This is a genomic window from Arthrobacter sp. B3I9, from assembly GCF_030816935.1.
Classification (GTDB): Bacteria; Actinomycetota; Actinomycetes; order Actinomycetales; family Micrococcaceae; genus Arthrobacter.
In genome coordinates this window covers 1,924,068-1,940,695 of the sequence record NZ_JAUSYO010000001.1, presented here as the reverse complement: position 1 = coordinate 1,940,695, position 16,628 = coordinate 1,924,068, and the positions used below count along the sequence as shown (strand labels likewise).

At 66.8% G+C, this 16,628-nt stretch carries 12 protein-coding genes; 2 read left to right on the top strand and 10 right to left on the bottom strand.

The features are described 5' to 3' along the window. Nucleotides 1-2: 2 nt before the first annotated feature. Together ileS and QFZ65_RS09095 are read right to left on the bottom strand one after the other, a co-directional pair. Nucleotides 3-3,371 carry an isoleucine--tRNA ligase gene (ileS, locus tag QFZ65_RS09100; RefSeq protein ID WP_306909799.1) on the bottom strand — a complete coding sequence of 1,123 codons (3,369 nt, stop codon included), beginning with the start codon at nt 3,369-3,371 and terminating at the stop codon, nt 3-5. A 342-nt stretch (nt 3,372-3,713) separates the two neighbouring features. Next, nucleotides 3,714-4,784, bottom strand: coding sequence for a glycerophosphodiester phosphodiesterase family protein (locus QFZ65_RS09095; protein ID WP_306909798.1), 1,071 nt, complete (start codon nt 4,782-4,784; stop codon nt 3,714-3,716). Between the two features lie 210 nt (nt 4,785-4,994). Between QFZ65_RS09095 and QFZ65_RS09090 the strand changes: the two genes are divergently transcribed. Beyond that, nucleotides 4,995-6,023 carry an endonuclease/exonuclease/phosphatase family protein gene (locus QFZ65_RS09090; RefSeq protein ID WP_306909797.1) on the top strand — a complete coding sequence of 343 codons (1,029 nt, stop codon included), beginning with the start codon at nt 4,995-4,997 and terminating at the stop codon, nt 6,021-6,023. 13 nt (nt 6,024-6,036) lie between these two features. On the opposite strand, the gene QFZ65_RS09085 is transcribed toward QFZ65_RS09090, so the two are convergent. Together QFZ65_RS09085 and QFZ65_RS09080 are read right to left on the bottom strand one after the other, a co-directional pair. Beyond that, nucleotides 6,037-6,870, bottom strand: coding sequence for an SDR family oxidoreductase (locus tag QFZ65_RS09085; protein ID WP_306909796.1), 834 nt, complete (start codon nt 6,868-6,870; stop codon nt 6,037-6,039). A 57-nt stretch (nt 6,871-6,927) separates the two neighbouring features. Beyond that, nucleotides 6,928-7,278, bottom strand: a complete 351-nt coding sequence (locus QFZ65_RS09080; protein WP_373427637.1) for a DUF488 domain-containing protein — start codon at nt 7,276-7,278, stop codon at nt 6,928-6,930. 103 nt (nt 7,279-7,381) lie between these two features. On the opposite strand from QFZ65_RS09080, the gene valS reads away from it, so the two are divergent. Then, on the top strand, nt 7,382-10,000 hold the full coding sequence (valS, locus tag QFZ65_RS09075; protein ID WP_306909794.1) for a valine--tRNA ligase: 2,619 nt from the start codon (nt 7,382-7,384) through the stop codon (nt 9,998-10,000). Between the two features lie 103 nt (nt 10,001-10,103). Here the strand turns inward: valS and QFZ65_RS09070 are convergent, their stop codons facing one another. The 6 genes from QFZ65_RS09070 to QFZ65_RS09045 all read right to left on the bottom strand — a co-directional run bounded on the left by QFZ65_RS09070 (nt 10,104) and on the right by QFZ65_RS09045 (nt 16,448). Further along, complete coding sequence (locus QFZ65_RS09070) at nt 10,104-10,697, bottom strand: TIGR03086 family metal-binding protein (RefSeq protein ID WP_306909793.1); 594 nt, start codon at nt 10,695-10,697, stop codon at nt 10,104-10,106. Then, on the bottom strand, nt 10,694-12,535 hold the full coding sequence (locus QFZ65_RS09065; RefSeq protein WP_306909792.1) for a glycoside hydrolase family 15 protein: 1,842 nt from the start codon (nt 12,533-12,535) through the stop codon (nt 10,694-10,696). The genes QFZ65_RS09070 and QFZ65_RS09065 overlap by 4 nt, the downstream gene beginning before the upstream one ends. Before the next feature lie 420 nt (nt 12,536-12,955). After that, entirely contained in the window at nt 12,956-13,573 is a 618-nt protein-coding gene (locus tag QFZ65_RS09060) for a DsbA family protein (RefSeq protein WP_306909791.1), read from the bottom strand. Between the two features lie 103 nt (nt 13,574-13,676). After that, complete coding sequence (clpX, locus tag QFZ65_RS09055) at nt 13,677-14,957, bottom strand: ATP-dependent Clp protease ATP-binding subunit ClpX (protein ID WP_306909790.1); 1,281 nt, start codon at nt 14,955-14,957, stop codon at nt 13,677-13,679. Between the two features lie 148 nt (nt 14,958-15,105). Next, entirely contained in the window at nt 15,106-15,765 is a 660-nt protein-coding gene (locus QFZ65_RS09050) for an ATP-dependent Clp protease proteolytic subunit (RefSeq protein WP_306912540.1), read from the bottom strand. A 38-nt stretch (nt 15,766-15,803) separates the two neighbouring features. Then, nucleotides 15,804-16,448: an ATP-dependent Clp protease proteolytic subunit gene (locus QFZ65_RS09045; protein ID WP_306912539.1), complete on the bottom strand. Its 645-nt coding sequence runs from the start codon at nt 16,446-16,448 to the stop codon at nt 15,804-15,806. Between the last annotated feature and the right edge of the window lie 180 nt (nt 16,449-16,628).

The following is a 16,628-nucleotide window of genomic DNA, read 5'->3' as shown; positions in this document are numbered from 1 at the left end:
GCTCAGGCCTCCACTTTTTCGACGGTGATCTGCAGCTCGGTCTCGTGACCGTTGGAGTACAGCCCGAGTTCCACCGTGAGCGTTTCGGTCACGACGAGGTTCTCGTGCGCCTTCACGGCGTCGACAACATCCTGCGCCGCCGTGACTTCAGTGCGGATCCGGTCGCTGACGTTGAGTCCGGCGTCCTTACGGGCCTGCTGGATGGCGCGGACCATGTCGCGTGCCAGCCCTTCGGCCTCGAGTTCCGGCGTGACCTCGGTGTTTAGGACCACGAAGCCGCCGCCGGGCAGGACAGCCGCTGCGCGGGATCCTTCGCCCTCCGCGGCTTCGGCCACGACGGTTTCCAGCGTGTACTCCTGCGGTTCGAGTTCGAGCCCGCCGGCGGTGACCACGCCGGCGTCGTCCACCGACCAGTCTCCGGACTTCGACCCCTTGATGGCCTGCTGCACGTTCTTGCCCAGGCGCGGGCCGGCGGCCCGGGCATTGACCACGAGCTTCTGTTCGATGCCGAACTCCGCCGGGGAGGCGGTTTCGGCGTCGAGCAGGCGGACCGAGCGCAGGTTCAGTTCATCGGCGACGACGGCGGCAAAGCCTTCCAGCGCGCCCGCGCCCGGTGCCACGACGGTGAGTTCCTGCAGCGGAAGGCGCACGCGGAGGTTGGCGGCCTTGCGCAGCGAGGATCCGGTGGAGCAGATCTGCTGGACCCGGTCCATGGCCTCGACGAGGCCGGGATTGGCCGGGAACAGCGACGCGTCCGGCCAGTCGGCCAGGTGCACGGAACGGCCGCCGGTGAGGCCGCGCCAGATCTCCTCGGAGATCAGCGGCAGCAGCGACGCCGCCACACGGCTGACGGTCTCCAGCGCCGTGTAGAGCGCATCGAAGGCGTCCACGTTCTCGTCAAAGAAGCGCTGGCGGCTGCGGCGGACGTACCAGTTGGTGAGCATGTCCAGGTAGCTGCGGAGTTCGTCGCAGGCACCGGAAATGTCGTAGCTGTCCAGCTGCACGGTCATGTTCTTGACCAGCTCGCCGGTGTTGGCCATCAGGTACTGGTCCAGGGTGTCCGCGTAGCCGTCGTAGCGGAGCTTCGCGTCATACCCCTTCGCTTCTCCACCGGTTCCACCGGCTGCGTTCGTGTACAGCGTGAAGAAGCTGTACACGTTCCACAGCGGCAGGATGACCTGGCGCACGCCGTCGCGGATGCCCTGCTCGGTGACGACGAGGTTGCCGCCGCGCAGGATGGGGCTGGACATCAGGAACCAGCGCATCGCGTCGGAGCCGTCGCGGTCCAGGACCTCGGAGACGTCCGGGTAGTTGCGCAGGCTCTTGGACATCTTCTGCCCGTCCGAGCCCAGCACGATGCCGTGGCTGATGACGTTGCGGAACGCCGGGCGGTCAAACAGCGCGGTGGAGAGGATGTGCAGCATGTAGAACCAGCCGCGGGTCTGGCCGATGTATTCGACGATGAAGTCCGCCGGGTTGTGGGTGTCGAACCATTCCTCGTTCTGGAACGGGTAGTGGACCTGGCCGTAGGGCATGGAACCGGAGTCGAACCACACGTCCAGGACGTCCTCGACGCGGCGCATGACGGACTGGCCTTCCTCCGGGGTGCGGGGGTCGTCCGGGTTCGGCCGGGTCAGTTCGTCGATGAAGGGCCGGTGCAGGTCGACTTCGCCGGCCTTGTTCAGGGGCAGGCGGCCGAAGTCGGCCTCGATCTCGGCGAGTGAGCCGTAGACGTCCGTGCGCGGGTAGTCCGGGTCGCTGGACTGCCAGACCGGGATGGGGCTGCCCCAGTAGCGGTTGCGGCTGATGGACCAGTCGCGGGCGTTGGCGAGCCACTTGCCGAACTGGCCGTCCTTGACGTTCCCCGGGATCCAGTTGATCTCCTGGTTCAGCTCGGACATGCGGTCCTTGAACTTGGTGACCTCGACATACCAGGAGGATACGGCGCGGTAGATCAGCGGGTTGCGGCAGCGCCAACAGTGCGGGTAGCTGTGCTCGTAGCTGGCCTGCCGCACCAGGCGGCCCTGGGCGCGGAGCACCTGGGTGATGGGCTTGTTGGCCTCGAAGACCTGCAGGCCGGCGATCCCGGCAAGCGGGCCGTGGCTGAACAGCGGCAGGAATTTCGCGCCCTCGTCCACGGAGAGGACTACGGGGATGCCGGCCTCTTCACAGACCTTCTGGTCGTCCTCGCCGTAGGCCGGGGACTGGTGGACGAGGCCGGTACCGTCGGTGGTGGTGACGTAGTCCGCCACGAGGATGCGCCAGGCGTTCTGGTTGCCGTACTTCTCGTTGTCGGCAAAGTAGTCCCAGAGCGGCTCGTACTCCAGGCCCTCAAGCTCGGCACCGGTGTGCCGTGACGTGACCGCGGCTTCGGCGGCCGCGACCCCCTCCGCGCCGTCGCCATACCCGAGGTCCTTCGCGTAGGCGCCCAGCAGCTCAGCGGCCAGCAGGAAGCTGCCGGTGACCGGCGCGTCGGCGGACGCGGCCTTCACGCCGTTGGGCCCCGCCGGAAGGACCACGTAATCGATGGAAGGCCCGACGGCGAGCGCTGCGTTGGTGGGCAGCGTCCACGGCGTGGTGGTCCAGGCCAGCGCCTGCACCCCGGCGAGCTGCCGGGACAGCTCCGACTCCCCCGCCGTGATGGGGAAGGTCACCGTGACGGTCTGGTCCTGGCGGTTCTTGTAGACGTCGTCGTCCATGCGCAGTTCATGGTTGGACAGCGGCGTCTCGTCCTTCCAGCAGTACGGCAGTACGCGGTAGCCGTTGTAGGTGAGGCCCTTCTCGTGCAGCTGCTTGAACGCCCACAGCACCGACTCCATGTACTCGACGTTGAGCGTCTTGTAGTCGTTCTCGAAGTCCACCCAGCGGGCCTGGCGGGTGACGTAGCTCTTCCATTCGTCGGCGTACTTCATCACGGAGGCGCGGCAGGCGTCGTTGAACTTGTCGATGCCCATGGCCTCGATCTGGGTCTTGTCCGTCATGCCGAGCTGCTTCATGGCTTCAAGCTCAGCGGGCAGCCCGTGGGTGTCCCAGCCGAAGCGGCGCTCGACGCGGCGTCCGCGCTGGGTCTGGTACCGGCCCACGAGGTCCTTGGCGTAGCCGGTCAGGAGGTGGCCGTAGTGCGGCAGACCGTTCGCGAAGGGAGGGCCGTCGTAGAAGACGAATTCGTTGCTGCCGGGCTTCCCGCCGGGAACATCGGAGTCCCGCTGGTCGATGCTGGCCTGGAAGGTGCCGTCCTCATCCCAGTACTTGAGGATGCGTTCTTCGATTTCCGGGAACTTCACGGAGGCGGACACGCCCGGGTTGTTGGACGCAGCCGGGTGGGTGCCTGCGCCGGAGTGCGCGGCGGAGGCCTTCGGGTAATAAGTCATCTCGACATCCTGGGTTGAGCTGGTGAACAAAGGATCATTCAGGATGCGAGGACGGCCCGTGCGCTGTCTTGCAACAGCACCGGCACCGCGGTACCACCTCACTTACCGCCACCGGCTCTGCCCCCAAGGGAAGCTGCTCCGGCGTCGGCCGCTCATTACTGCTGTGACGGGCTTACCCGTCCGGTTCTACCGGCCCGGCGCGCGCTGATGCGGCGTGGGCGTTCTTCCGGAAGCTCACCGGTGATGGCCGGGTCAAAGCTGATAACTAGATGTTACCGGAGAAGTTCCTGCGTTTCACTGCAAGCGCGGACCGCCGGGCAGCGAAACGCAGGAACGCCGGGCCTATCGGCCGGGCTGAAGCTCAAAGTTCTGCGGAAGTTTCATTCCGGCTGCAGCCATGACCTCGCGGAGCCGGTCTGGGTAGTCGGTGATGATCCCATCGACGCCGGCGTCGATCATCGCCTGCATGGTCGGCCGGTCATCGACCGTCCAGGGGATGACCCGCATGCCTGCGGCGTGGGCGCGCTGCACCATGTCCGGGGTGACATAGGGGACGTAGTCTGGGTCGGTCACCTTGCCGTTTTGGGGTGAGCCATGCACTGGTGAGATAGCGCTGAAGTGCAGCGACGCCGCTGCGGCCACCAGGTCGCCGCCGAAGTCGTCGGCGTCGATCCCGCCCAGCCAGGGCGAGCTGCCGGGCTGGCCCGCCTGGAGGAAGTCTTTGTTGGTCAGGGCGACCGTGGGGATCTGCGGTGCCTGCTGCTGGACCAGTCGCAGTGAACCCCAGTCGAAGCTTTCGATGGAGACCCGGCTCTGCATGTGGGCGGCCTTGATTTCCCGGAGGGCGACGTTGACGAACTGTTCGCGAGGGGCCGTTTCCTCCGGCGCGCCGGCTTCGACCTTCGTTTCGATATTGAACTTCACCTGGCTGGCCCGGCGTGAGTCGGCGAGCGCAAACACTTCGGCAAGCGTCGGCATCTGAGCCCCGGGAGAGGCCACTTGGCCCGGGAACTCCGGCTGGGTCAGCGAACCGCAGTCCAGGCTGCGGACCTGCTCAAACGTCAGGTCCTTGATGTACTTGCCTACATAGGGGAACGCTGGGTCATTGGGGGTGACCGGGGCCGTGTCCAGGCACTTCTTGCCGCTGACCTTGCGGTCGTGTGTGATGACCTCGCGGCCGTCCTTGGTGATCTGGAGGTCAAGCTCCAGAGTGGAAACACCGGTCTCCATGCCGCGGGCAAAGGAAGCCAGCGTCGATTCAACGGTCAGGCCGAGTCCGCCGCGATGGGCTTCAAGGTCGAAATGATTGTCCGTGCCGTGGGCGTTCGTGTCCGCGGCGTGGGCCTGGACTGACGTGGCGAGGAGCAGGGCGGCGCTGAGTACGACGGCGCCCCGCTTGGTCGGGATTCGCATGGGAAAAGGGTCTCCACTCTGGTGGTGTGCAGTTGCGCCTGCCACGGTCCCGGTCCGCGGCAAACACCCGGCCACGGCCTGCTGGCCGGCACACCACGGGATGGTGAATGTTGCGTCTTCCTGTCGTGCCAACCACAACACCGGCGACGCCGCCGCAGGAACTGCCTAGACTCGAGCCATGACCACCTCCGGAGTGTTTCGGACTGCCCGGTGACGAGCAGCCGTGTACGCCGCCGCTGGCAGCTGTCGACCGCCCTGGTTGCCGCCCCCGTGGCGGTGCTGTCAGTCTTCCGGGCGGTCCCGGCCGCGTGGCCGACGCCGGTGGTGCAGCTGGTGGCCTTCACGCCATGGCTCGTGTTCCCCGCCGCGGCGTCCCTGCTGCTGGCGCTGCCGAGCCGCCGCTCCTGGGCGGTCCTGCCGGCCGCCGGGCTCCTGGCAGTCCAGCTCCTGTGGCTGTTCCCGCCGGACCGGCTGCTGGACCGGCGCGGTGAACCTGGCCCCGGACAAGGAGACCCGTCCCCCGGGACGGCGGAACTGAAAATTATGAGCCTGAACACAAGGCTGGGCGAGGCCGACGCGGAAGCCATCGTCCGGCTGGTCCGGGAGAACGGGATCGGCCTGCTGGCCCTCCAGGAGCTTTCGCCGGCCCTGGAGCGGCGGCTGGACGCGGCGGGCCTGGCGACACTGCTGCCGCACCGGGCCAGCAACCCCTTGAACGGCGCCGAAGGCAGCGGCGTGTATGCGGCCCGGCCCCTGCTTCCGCTGGACACCCTGGAAGGCACCGCCTTCTCCATCCCGACCCTGAGCCTGGACCTGGACGCGGGCGGCAGGCCGGCGCGGGTGGCAGTAACCAACGTGCACGTCCACGCCCCCGTCGAGGGTCAGGCCGCCTCGTGGCGTAGCGACCTTGCTGCGTTGGGCGGCCTGGCCGCCCGCCAGGGCAACCTGCTGCTGCTCGGCGATTTCAATGCCACCTTCGACCATTCCGAGTTCCGCGAATTCCTGGACGGCGGCCCGGCGGGGCCGGACACTGCAGGCGGCCTCGTGGACGTGGGGGTGGCGGCCCGGGCGCGCTTCGTTCCAACCTGGCCCAAGGACGGCCAGCCGCTCCCTGGCGTGGTGATTGACCACATCGTGACCAGCCCCCACGTGCGCAGCAGCGGGTATTCGGTGCAGGCCGTGCCCGGGACCGACCATGCTGCCGTTCTGGCCACCTTGTCCGTCCCGGCCGGCGGCTAGCCCCGGCCGGCGGCTAGCCCTTGCGGATCAGCTTGAAGTTGGCGGCCTGCGCCACCGGGCGGATCACGATCTGGTCCAGGTTCACGTGGTGCGGGGCCACCACGGCGTACCGGACGACGTCGGCGACGTCCTCGGCAGTCAAAGGCTTCTCGACGCCGGCGTACACCTTGGCCGCGGCGGCCTGGTCGCCGAGCCGGTTCAGGGCGAACTCCTCCGTCTGCACCAGGCCGGGGGCCACCTCGATCACCCGGACGTTGTGTTCGGCTTCCTCCAGCCGCAGCGCACCGGTAAGGGCATGCTGGGCGAACTTGGCAGCGTTGTAGCCACCGCCACCCTCGTAGGCGGCAAGTCCCGCCGTCGAGGTCAGGTTCAGGACAGTGCCTTCGCCGCACTCGCGCAGCATCGGCAGGAAGGCCCGGGTCAGTTTCATGGTGCCGAGCACGTTCACCTGGTACATCCAGTCCCAGTCCTCGTCCTTGGCGTCGGCCACCTTGTCGGCACCGCGCGCGCCGCCGGCGACGTTGATCAGGGTGTCAATGCCGCCCGCCCGCGTCACCGCCTCCAGGATCCCCGCGACGTCGGCGTCCTGGGTCACGTCGGCCGGGAGAGCGACGGCGCCGGTTTCGGCGGCGAGCGCGTCCAGCCGGTCCGCGCGGCGGGCGACGGCGTAAACGGTCCAGCCCTCGTTCCGCAGGGCACGGACGGTGGCTTCGCCGATTCCGGTGCTGGCGCCGGTGACGAGTGCCGCTTTGACTACTGTTGCTGGTTTTGCAGTTCCTGCGTTGGCAGTTCCCGCGTTGGCAGTTCCCGCGGTTGCAGTTCCCGCGTTATCGATTTCCTCAGTCATGGCACCACCCTAACGCCCGCCGCCCTAACGCCCGCGGCCGGACACCCCGCGCCATGCTCAGCGCTGCAGGAATTCCAGCAGCACCCGGGCGTGGTTGGTCTGCGGGTCCTTGGCGCCGAACAGCAGCGTCACTTTCCCGTGTGCAGCGGCGAGTTCCTGCAGGGTCTGCACAGCTGGGTTGTCCTCCAGTTCGGCCTCGTAGGCCTCCCGGAAATCGGCGAAGCGTTCCTGCATGTGCGCGAACTCCTGCCGCAACGGCGGCGACGGCGCCACCTCCTTGAGCCACAGCTCCAGGTGCGCGCGTTCCTTGGTCACGCCGCGCGGCCAGAGACGGTCCACCAGGACCCGGCAGCCGTCGTCGTCCGCGGGGTCCTCATAGACGCGCTTGATGGCGAAAGCGCCTGGCATATCCTCCATCTGCGCATGCTACTTCACGTTCCGGCCGGGACCGCAACCCCGCCCGATCACCGCCGGTGCGGAAGGCTGCGGAAGTTAGTGGAAGAATTGGCCCATGGCTGAAGACACTCAGGGTACAGACACGCCCACCACCGCCCCCATCAACGTTCCGGACAAACCTGCCCTCGAGGGGCTCGAAGAGACCCTCACCAAGCGCTGGCTTGAGGAAGGGACCTACAGGTTCAACCCGGAGACCACCCGGGAGCAGGTCTACTCGATCGACACTCCCCCGCCCACCGCGTCCGGATCCCTGCACGTCGGTCACATGTTCTCCTACACCCAGACCGACGTCCTGGCCCGCTACCAGCGGATGACCGGCAAGAACGTGTTCTACCCGATGGGCTGGGACGACAACGGCCTGCCCACCGAGCGCCGGGTGCAGAACTATTACGGCGTGCGCTGCGATCCCACCGTGGCTTACGACCCCGGCTACCGGCCGCCGGCCGAGCCGGCCAAGAACCAGCGCGACTTCGACGTCGTGTCGCGCCGGAACTTCATCGAGCTGTGCGAGGAGCTCGCCGTCGAGGACGAGAAAGTCTTCGAGAACCTCTTCCAGACCCTCGGCCTGTCCGTGGACTGGAATCTGACGTACCGCACCATCGACGACAAATCCCGCGCCATCTCCCAGCGCGCGTTCCTGGCGAACCTCGCCAGCGGCGACGCCTACATGGCCGAGGCGCCCACCCTGTGGGACGTCACCTTCCGCACCGCCGTGGCCCAGGCCGAACTCGAGGACCGCGAGGTGCCGGGCGCCTACTACCGCTACCCGTTCTTCACCGAAGACGGCGAGAAGATCTTCATCGAGACCACGCGCCCGGAGCTGCTGGCGGCGTGCGCCGCGCTGGTGGCGAATCCCGACGACGAACGGTACCAGCCGCTGTTCGGCCGGAAGGTCACCTCCCCGCTGTTCGGCGTCGAGGTGGAGGTCAAGGCCCACCCCCTCGCCAAAGCGGACAAGGGCTCCGGCATCGCCATGGTGTGCACCTTCGGTGACCTGACCGACGTCACCTGGTGGCGCGAGCTGCAGCTGCCTACCCGCGCAATTGTGGGCCGCGACGGGCGCATCATCGGCGAAACCCCCGAGTGGATCACCACCGACGAGGGCCGCGCGAGCTTCGAGGCAATCGCCGGCAAGACCGTCTTCAGCGCCAAGGAAGCCGTGGTGGAGCGCCTCGCCGCCGGCGGCCTCCTCGACGGCGAGCCGAAAAAGATCATGCACCCGGTCAACTTCTTCGAAAAGGGCGACAAGCCCCTCGAAGTGGTCACCTCCCGCCAGTGGTACATCCGCAACGGCGGCCGCGATGCGGACCGCCGGGAGCGCCTGATCGGCCGTGGCTCCGAGATCGAATTCCACCCGGCCTTCATGCGATCACGGTACGAGAACTGGATCTCCGGGCTCAACGGTGACTGGCTGGTCTCCCGCCAGCGCTTCTTCGGCGTGCCGGTGCCGGTCTGGTACCCGCTGGACAGCGACGGCAACCCCGACTTCACGGCCCCGATCGTCCCGACCGACGCGCAGCTGCCGGTGGATCCCGCCGCGGACGCGGCGCCCGGCTACGAGGAGGCCCAGCGCGGCGTGCCCGGCGGCTTCATCGGCGACGCCGACGTCCTCGACACGTGGGCGACGTCCTCGCTGACGCCGCAGATCGTGGGCGGCTGGAGCACCGACGAGGCGCTCTTCGCCAAGGTCTTCCCCTTCGATGTCCGCCCGCAGGGACATGACATTATCCGGACCTGGCTGTTCTCCTCTGTGGTCCGCGCCGATGCCCTGCAGAAGGTTGCGCCGTGGAAGCACGCGGCCATCTCGGGCTGGATCCTGGACCCTGACCGCAAGAAGATGTCCAAGTCCAAGGGCAACGTGATTGTTCCCACGGACGTGCTCGAGGAGTTCGGCTCGGACGCCGTCCGTTACTGGGCGGCCTCCGCGAAGCTGGGGGCGGACACCGCCTACGAGATCGCGCAGATGAAGATCGGCCGCCGCCTGGCGATCAAGCTGCTCAACGCCTCCAAGTTCGTGCTGAACCTCGGCGCCACGGAGGACTCCGTGGTGTCCCACGAGCTGTCGGTCCTGGCCAACCCCCTGGACCGCGCCGTGCTGGCCCAGCTGTCCGACGTGGTCCGGCAGGCCACCAAGGCGTTCGAGAACTACGACTACGCCCGGGCCCTGCAGATCACCGAGAGCTACTTCTGGCACTTCACCGACGATTACGTGGAACTGATCAAGGACCGTGCGTACGGCGCCGCCGGCGAAGCCCAGCAGGCATCCGTGCTGGCAGCCCTCGCGACCAGCCTGGACACGCTGCTGCGCCTGTTTGCCCCCTTCCTGCCCTTTGCCACCGAGGAGGTCTGGAGCTGGTGGCGTGCCGGGTCCGTGCACCGTGCGCCGTGGCCGGCCCCGGTCGAGGTCGACGGCGACACCACCCTCCTTTCGACGGTGGGAATCGCCCTCAGCGGCATCCGCAAGGCCAAGTCCGAGGCCAAGGTCAAGCAACGCACCGAAGTGCTGTCCGCGACCATCACCGCCTCGGAGTCGCTCATCACGCAGCTCAAGGCGGGTCTCGCCGACCTGAAGGCCGCTGCCAACGCCCGTGAGCTGGAGCTTGTGGCCGGTGAAGGCGAGCTGACCGTGAGCGATGTGGTGCTGGCCGCTCCCGAGGCACCCGCCACGGCGTAGCCGCAAACGGAACGTTCGAGCTGAGGCGCTGTCCGGGACTCTTGTCCTGGGCGGCGCCTTTGCTTTGGCCCCTGACCTGCCGGGGCCGGGTTCCCCACCGTGGTCAGGGCCGGGCGCTCCAGAACGGATCGCGGCCGAACCAGCCGGCGAGCCGGACATATGCCGGAGCATCCTCCGGAACCGGAACCTCCAGGCCAAACGCCTTGTCGGGCCCCCGGTACTCGGGCCGCAGCGTGCTCCTGGACCAGGCCAGGCCGTGCTCGGCAAGTTCCGGGTCCAGGTCAACCTCCGCAGCAGTGGCCATGGCCAGGTCCCAGGAGTGCATGGCCAGTTCACTGATCTGCAGGTCGGCGCGCCCCAGCAGGGGCGCCTGCGCGCCACCCGGTCCGGTGACCGGCCTGTCGAGGTCCTGGGCGGCCCAGGTACGCAGCAGCTGCCGGGCGCCTTCGGCAAACGCGCCCGCCCAGTCGGTGCCGGGGTCCCCCGGCGGCGAGGTCCAGTCCGGTGTCCCGCCGCGGGCGGATTCGATGAAGTGGGGCAGATCCTGCGTCACAAGGTGCCGTACCAGTGCCTGCACATCCCAGTCTGTGCAGGGTGTTGGCAACCCGGACTCCTCGGCGCGGATCGCGGCGATGACGGCCTGCATCTGGGCGAGCGCGCGCTCCAGAAGCCCGAGGACGGTATTCTCACTGGTCATTGGTCTCCTCTTCCTGTTCCGCGCCGGCCCCGCGCCTCAGCCTCGCTGATGGCCCAGGCGGCGTTGACCAGCCCGATGTGGCTGAACGCCTGGGGAAAGTTTCCGAGCAGCTCGCTGCTGTCCGGGGCCACTTCCTCGGCCAGCAGGCCCAGGTCCGTGGCAAATGCTGCAGCCCGTTCAAACACCGCCCGGGCCCGGTCCGTCCGCCCGGCAAGGGCGAGGGCGTGGGCCAGCCAGAAGGTGCAGAGCATGAACGTGCCCTCCTCCCCCGGAAAACCATCGTCCGAACGGTAGCGGTAGACCAGGCCGCGGGGATCGGTGAGCCGCTGTTCGATGGCTTCGATCGTGGCGAGCATCCGCGGGTCATCAGGCGGCAGGAAGCCGACGATGGACAGCATCAGGGCCGAGGCGTCGAGATCCTCCGAGCCATAGGACTGCGTGTAGGCCTTCGCAGCCTCGCTCCACCCCTCGGTCCGGATGGATGCCGCAATCCGGTCCCGTGATTCCGTCCACTGCGGGACCTTGTCCTCCGACTGCAGGAGCCCTGCGAGGCTGATGGCCCGGTCGAGGGCCACCCAGCACAGGAGCTTCGAGTGCAGGTAATGCCGCTGTTCCCCGCGGACTTCCCAGATGCCGTTGTCAGTACTCTGCCAGCGGGCGGCCGCGGCGTCCGCGGCGTCGGCGAGGAACATCCGGGTGTCCGGTGGCAGTTCGGCGAGATATTCGGGCAGGGTGGCGGCGGCGTCGAGCAGTTCACCGTAGACATCGAGCTGGCGCTGGTTCCAGGCGCCGTTGCCCACCCGGACCGGAGAGCTTCCCCGCCAGCCCGGCAGGTGCGCCAGCTCGCGTTCGGGCAGCTCACGTTCGCCGCCGACGCCGAACATGATCTGCAGTTCCTCGCCGGATGCAAGCTGGCTTGCGGCCTCCGTAGCCAGGAACTGGAAGAACTTTCCCGCCTCGTCCGGGCAAGCCGCAACCCAGAGCGCCTGCAGCGTCATGCTTGCGTCCCGGATCCAGCTGTAGCGGTAGTCCCAGTTGCGCGTCCCGCCCGCCACTTCGGGGAGGGACGTCGTCGGTGCGGCAACGATGGCCCCGGTCGGATAATAGGTCAGGGCCTGGAGGATCCGTCCGCTGCAGGCCACCAGGTCCCGCCACGGGCCCTGGTAGTTCTGGTGCAGCTCGGCCCAGCTCGTCCAGCCCTGCACGGTGTCCTCCAGCCGCCGTGTGATCTCCGCCTGGCTCCAGAACACCGGCTCCCTGGATCCGTCGGCCTGGAAGGAGACCGCAAAGCCGGTGACGTCTCCCGCACGCAGGTCCAGGCCCGCACGTGCGGCGTCCGCGGTGAGTTCAAAGGACACCGGCGTGGAGAAGGACAACCCGGACTCCCCGGCCCTGAAATGGATCCCGCCCTGGGTGACGCCCACCAGCGGCGGGGCCAGCGCGTAGCCGGGGCGGGCACTGATGACGATCTCGACGTCGACGGAGCCCTCCGTGCAGGCGACCTGGCGCAACAGGGTGCCCGGGGAATCCGCGCCGAGGTCGTGGCCCCGCTTGCCGTCGCCAAGCACCAGGGCGTCGGTGACCGTGAGGACGCCGCCCGGGGCCGTGTGGGTGGTCTCCAGGACGAGGGTGGACCCGAGGTAGCGCCGCGTCGAGGTGTGGTCGCCCACCGGGCGGACGGACCAGAACCCCGCGTCGCGGCCCAGGATCCGGCCGAACACCGACGGGCTGTCGAACCGCGGGAAGCAGAGCCAGTCCACCGAGCCGGCGGCACTGACCAGGGCTGCGGAGCAGCAGTCGGACAACAGGGCGTAATCAGCGATCGGCTCGCTGCTCATCGGTCAGTGCTCATTGCTCATGCTCACTGCTCATCCCACCCTGACCCCGCTGTCCCGGGCTGGCCCCGCGGTGGGCTGGCACCGCGGGTCGAACTCTTGAGGGCAAAGGGGAAGCCCCATCAGCGTTTTGCCGTCGGTGGGGCTTCGACTTTTCGGTTGTCTCGTGACGTCTTTGACAATCTGGCGGGATCCTTGGATTTTCAGGTCTTACTACGTCGTCACTCATAGCCTTCATCTGTCTTTGCCGAAGGCTGCGGCAGATGAATGTCACTGAATCTTTGGTTCCTGCGTCCCGCTTCTTTCGAAGTGGGTAAGTTCAATTGTCGTCCCGTGGTTTCTCCTGCACAAGAGCCCCGGGAGAACTACATGACAGTAGTTCTCCCGGGGCTCTTGCGGGACGGGTAAGGGCCTGAAACCGGCCTAGTTGAACTCGGGGCTTTCGGTACGGCTGCGCTTGATCTCGAAGAAGTACGGGAATGACGCAAGGGTCACCGTGGCGTCCCAGATCCGGCCGGCGTCCTCGCCGCGGGGAATACGGGTCAGGACCGGGCCGAAGAAAGCGGTGCCGTTGAAGGCGACGACCGGCGTGCCGACGTCCTGGCCCACCAGGGTGATGCCGGCCTCGTGGCTGGCACGGAGCTGCTGGTCGAATTCATCGCTCTGCCCGGCCGCCGCGAGTTCCGGCGGAAGGCCCGCCTCGGCGAGGGACTTGGCGATGACCTCGTCGATGTCCTTGTTGCCTTCGTTGTGGATCTTGGTGCCCATGGCGTCGTAAAGCGGCTTGATGTACTCGGCTCCGTGCTTTTCCGCCGCCGCCACGATAACGCGCACCGGAGCCCAGGCCTTGGTCAGAAACTCCTTGTACTGCTCCGGCAGCTCGTCGCGGCCCTCGTTCAGCACGGCGAGGCTCATGACGTGCCACTCGGTGTCGATGTCCCGGACGTTCTCCACCTCGCCGACCCAGCGGGACGTGACCCAGGCGAAGGGGCACATCGGATCAAACCAGAAGTCTGCCTTGTTGCTCGTGGTTTCAGGCACAGTGTTCTCCTTAAGGATGTCTGCGGGAAAGGATGTCTGCGGGAAAAAAGCGCACCGGGCGCGTCATAGGAGACAGCGCCCGGTGCGGCGGTTTTATTCCGGGTCAGGCGGACTTACGGCGCTTCACGTCGTGCGGGATCATCGTCGGCTGCGCTTTTTGGGACACGACCTCTTCGGTGATGACGACGGTGGCGATGTCATCGCGGCTGGGCAGGTCGAACATCACCGGCAGCAGGACTTCCTCGATGATCGCCCGGAGGCCACGGGCGCCGGTGCCGCGCTCGAGGGCCTGGTCGGCGATGGTGTTGAGGGCCTCGTCATCGAAGACCAGCTCGACGCCGTCGAGCTGGAACATCTTCTGGTACTGCTTGACGAGGGCGTTCTTGGGAGTGGACAGGATCTGGATCAGTGCCGACCGGTCCAGGTTGGAGACGGTGGTGATGACCGGAAGCCTGCCGATGAATTCCGGAATGAGGCCGAACTTCAGCAGGTCCTCGGGCATGACCTCGCCGTAGGAGTCGGCGTTGTTCTTGGCCTCGTTGAGCGGGGCGCCGAAGCCGATGCCCTTGCGCCCCGAACGTGATCCGATGATTTCCTCGAGCCCGGCAAAGGCGCCGGCGACGATGAACAGCACGTTCGTGGTGTCGATCTGGATGAATTCCTGGTGCGGGTGCTTGCGTCCGCCCTGCGGCGGCACCGAGGCGACGGTGCCTTCCAGGATCTTCAGGAGGGCCTGCTGGACGCCCTCACCGGAAACATCCCGGGTGATGGAGGGGTTTTCGCTCTTGCGCGAGATCTTGTCGATCTCGTCGATGTAGATGATGCCCTGTTCGGCCTTCTTGACGTCATAGTCAGCGGCCTGGATGAGCTTCAGGAGGATGTTTTCCACGTCCTCGCCCACATAGCCGGCCTCGGTGAGGGCCGTCGCATCGGCCACCGCGAACGGGACGTTGAGGCGGCGGGCCAGGGTCTGGGCAAGGTAGGTCTTGCCGCAGCCGGTGGGTCCGATCAGGAGGATGTTCGACTTGGCGATCTCGACGTCGTCGTGGTGGCCGCCTTCGGCGAGGTTGCCGCTCTTCGGCGCGTGCCCGGCCTGGATGCGTTTGTAGTGGTTGTACACGGCCACTGCGAGGGACCGCTTGGCCGGTTCCTGGCCGATGACGTATTCCTGCAGGAAGTCAAAGATTTCGCGGGGCTTGGGCAGTTCGAAACTGCCCAGATCGGCGACTTCTGCGAGTTCTTCTTCAATGATCTCGTTGCAGAGTTCAATGCACTCATCGCAGATGTAGACGCCGGGCCCGGCAATGAGCTTCCGGACCTGCTTCTGGCTCTTCCCGCAGAAAGAACACTTCAGCAGATCGGTGCTCTCGCCAATCCGAGCCATATGTGAACCCCTTTAATATCTTGCTGGTGCCTGTGACATGTTCCACTCTAGGTCACTTTGGGCCTGTTGGGTGGAAAGCCGACGCCGGTGCGGCCATTTGGGGTGAGCCGCACCGGCGTCGATAACTGGCGGTTGCCAGGTGAAATTGCTACCTGCTGATGGCCTGGGACTTGATCTTGCGGGAGTCCAGCACCTGGTCGATCAGGCCGTACTGCATGGCCTCGGCGGCGGTGAGGATCTTGTCCCGCTCGATGTCGTTGTTGACCTGTTCCGGCGTCCGGCCGGAGTGCTTGGCAAGGGTCTCTTCGAGCCAGGACCGCATCCGCATGACCTCTGCGGCCTGGATCTCCAGGTCGGAGGCCTGGCCGCCCTGTCCGCCGGACAGGGAGGGCTGGTGGATCAGGACGCGGGCGTTCGGCAGTGCGAGGCGCTTGCCCGGCGTTCCGGCTGCGAGCAGCACGGCGGCGGCGCTGGCGGCCTGGCCGAGGCAGACGGTCTGGATCTCCGGGCGGATGTAGGTCATCGTGTCGTAGATCGCGGTCATGGCGGTGAAGGAGCCGCCCGGGGAGTTGATGTAGAGCGTGATGTCGCGGTCCGGGTCGGTGGACTCGAGCACCAGCAGCTGGGCCATCACGTCATCGGCCGAGGCGTCGTCAACCTGGACGCCGAGGAAGATGATGCGGTCCTCGAACAGCTTGGTGTACGGGTCCTGGCGCTTGAAGCCGTAGGGGGTGCGCTCTTCGAACTGCGGCAGCACGTAGCGGCTGCTCGGCAGGTTACCGGCAGTCGAACCGAAGTTGTAGTTCATGTTCATTGCTCCTGAATTCATTGCTGTCTGAGTGCCGGTCAGTTCTCGGTGGCTGCCGCAGCGCCGTTGCCGGAGGCAGCGTCATTGCCGTTGGCATTGGTTCCGCCGCCGCCGGCCACGGATCCCGCGTGCGCCGCGATCTTGTCGAAGAAGCCGTAGTCGAGGGCTTCCTTGGCCGTGAACCACTTGTCGCGGTCGTTGTCCTTGAGGATGGTTTCAACCGTCTGGCCGGTCTGGTCCGCGGTGAGCTCGGCCATGACCTTCTTCATGTGCAGGATCAGCTCGGCCTGGATCTTGATGTCCGAGGCCGTGCCGCCGATGCCGCCCGAGGGCTGGTGCATCAGGATGCGGGCGTTGGGGGTGGCGTAGCGCTTGCCCTTGGTGCCCGAGGAGAGCAGGAACTGCCCCATCGAGGCGGCAAGGCCGGTTGCAACCGTCACGACGTCGTTCGGGATGAACTGCATGGTGTCGTAGATCGCCATGCCGGCGGTGACGGAGCCGCCGGGTGAGTTGATGTAAAGGTAGATATCCCGTTCAGGGTTCTCCGCCGAAAGCAGCAGGAGCTGGGAGCAGATCGCGTTGGCGTTGTCGTCGCGGACCTCGGAGCCGAGCCAGATGATGCGCTCTTTCAGCAGGCGGTTGTAAATGTAGTTATCCTGGGCGGCCGGATCGACGGTAGCCATCCGGGGTGCCCCTGCTTGCTGTGACATGTGTACTTACCTCTCGCTGGCGACGGTGACGTCACGGGACGACATCACTGAACTTTCCTATAGCGACACTAACCGTTTTCCAGGCCGCTTTGTTCGCAGGCGCGGGGCTGTTCGCTGACGGCGCACGATTGCCGGCACGGGGGTTAAAAGGGG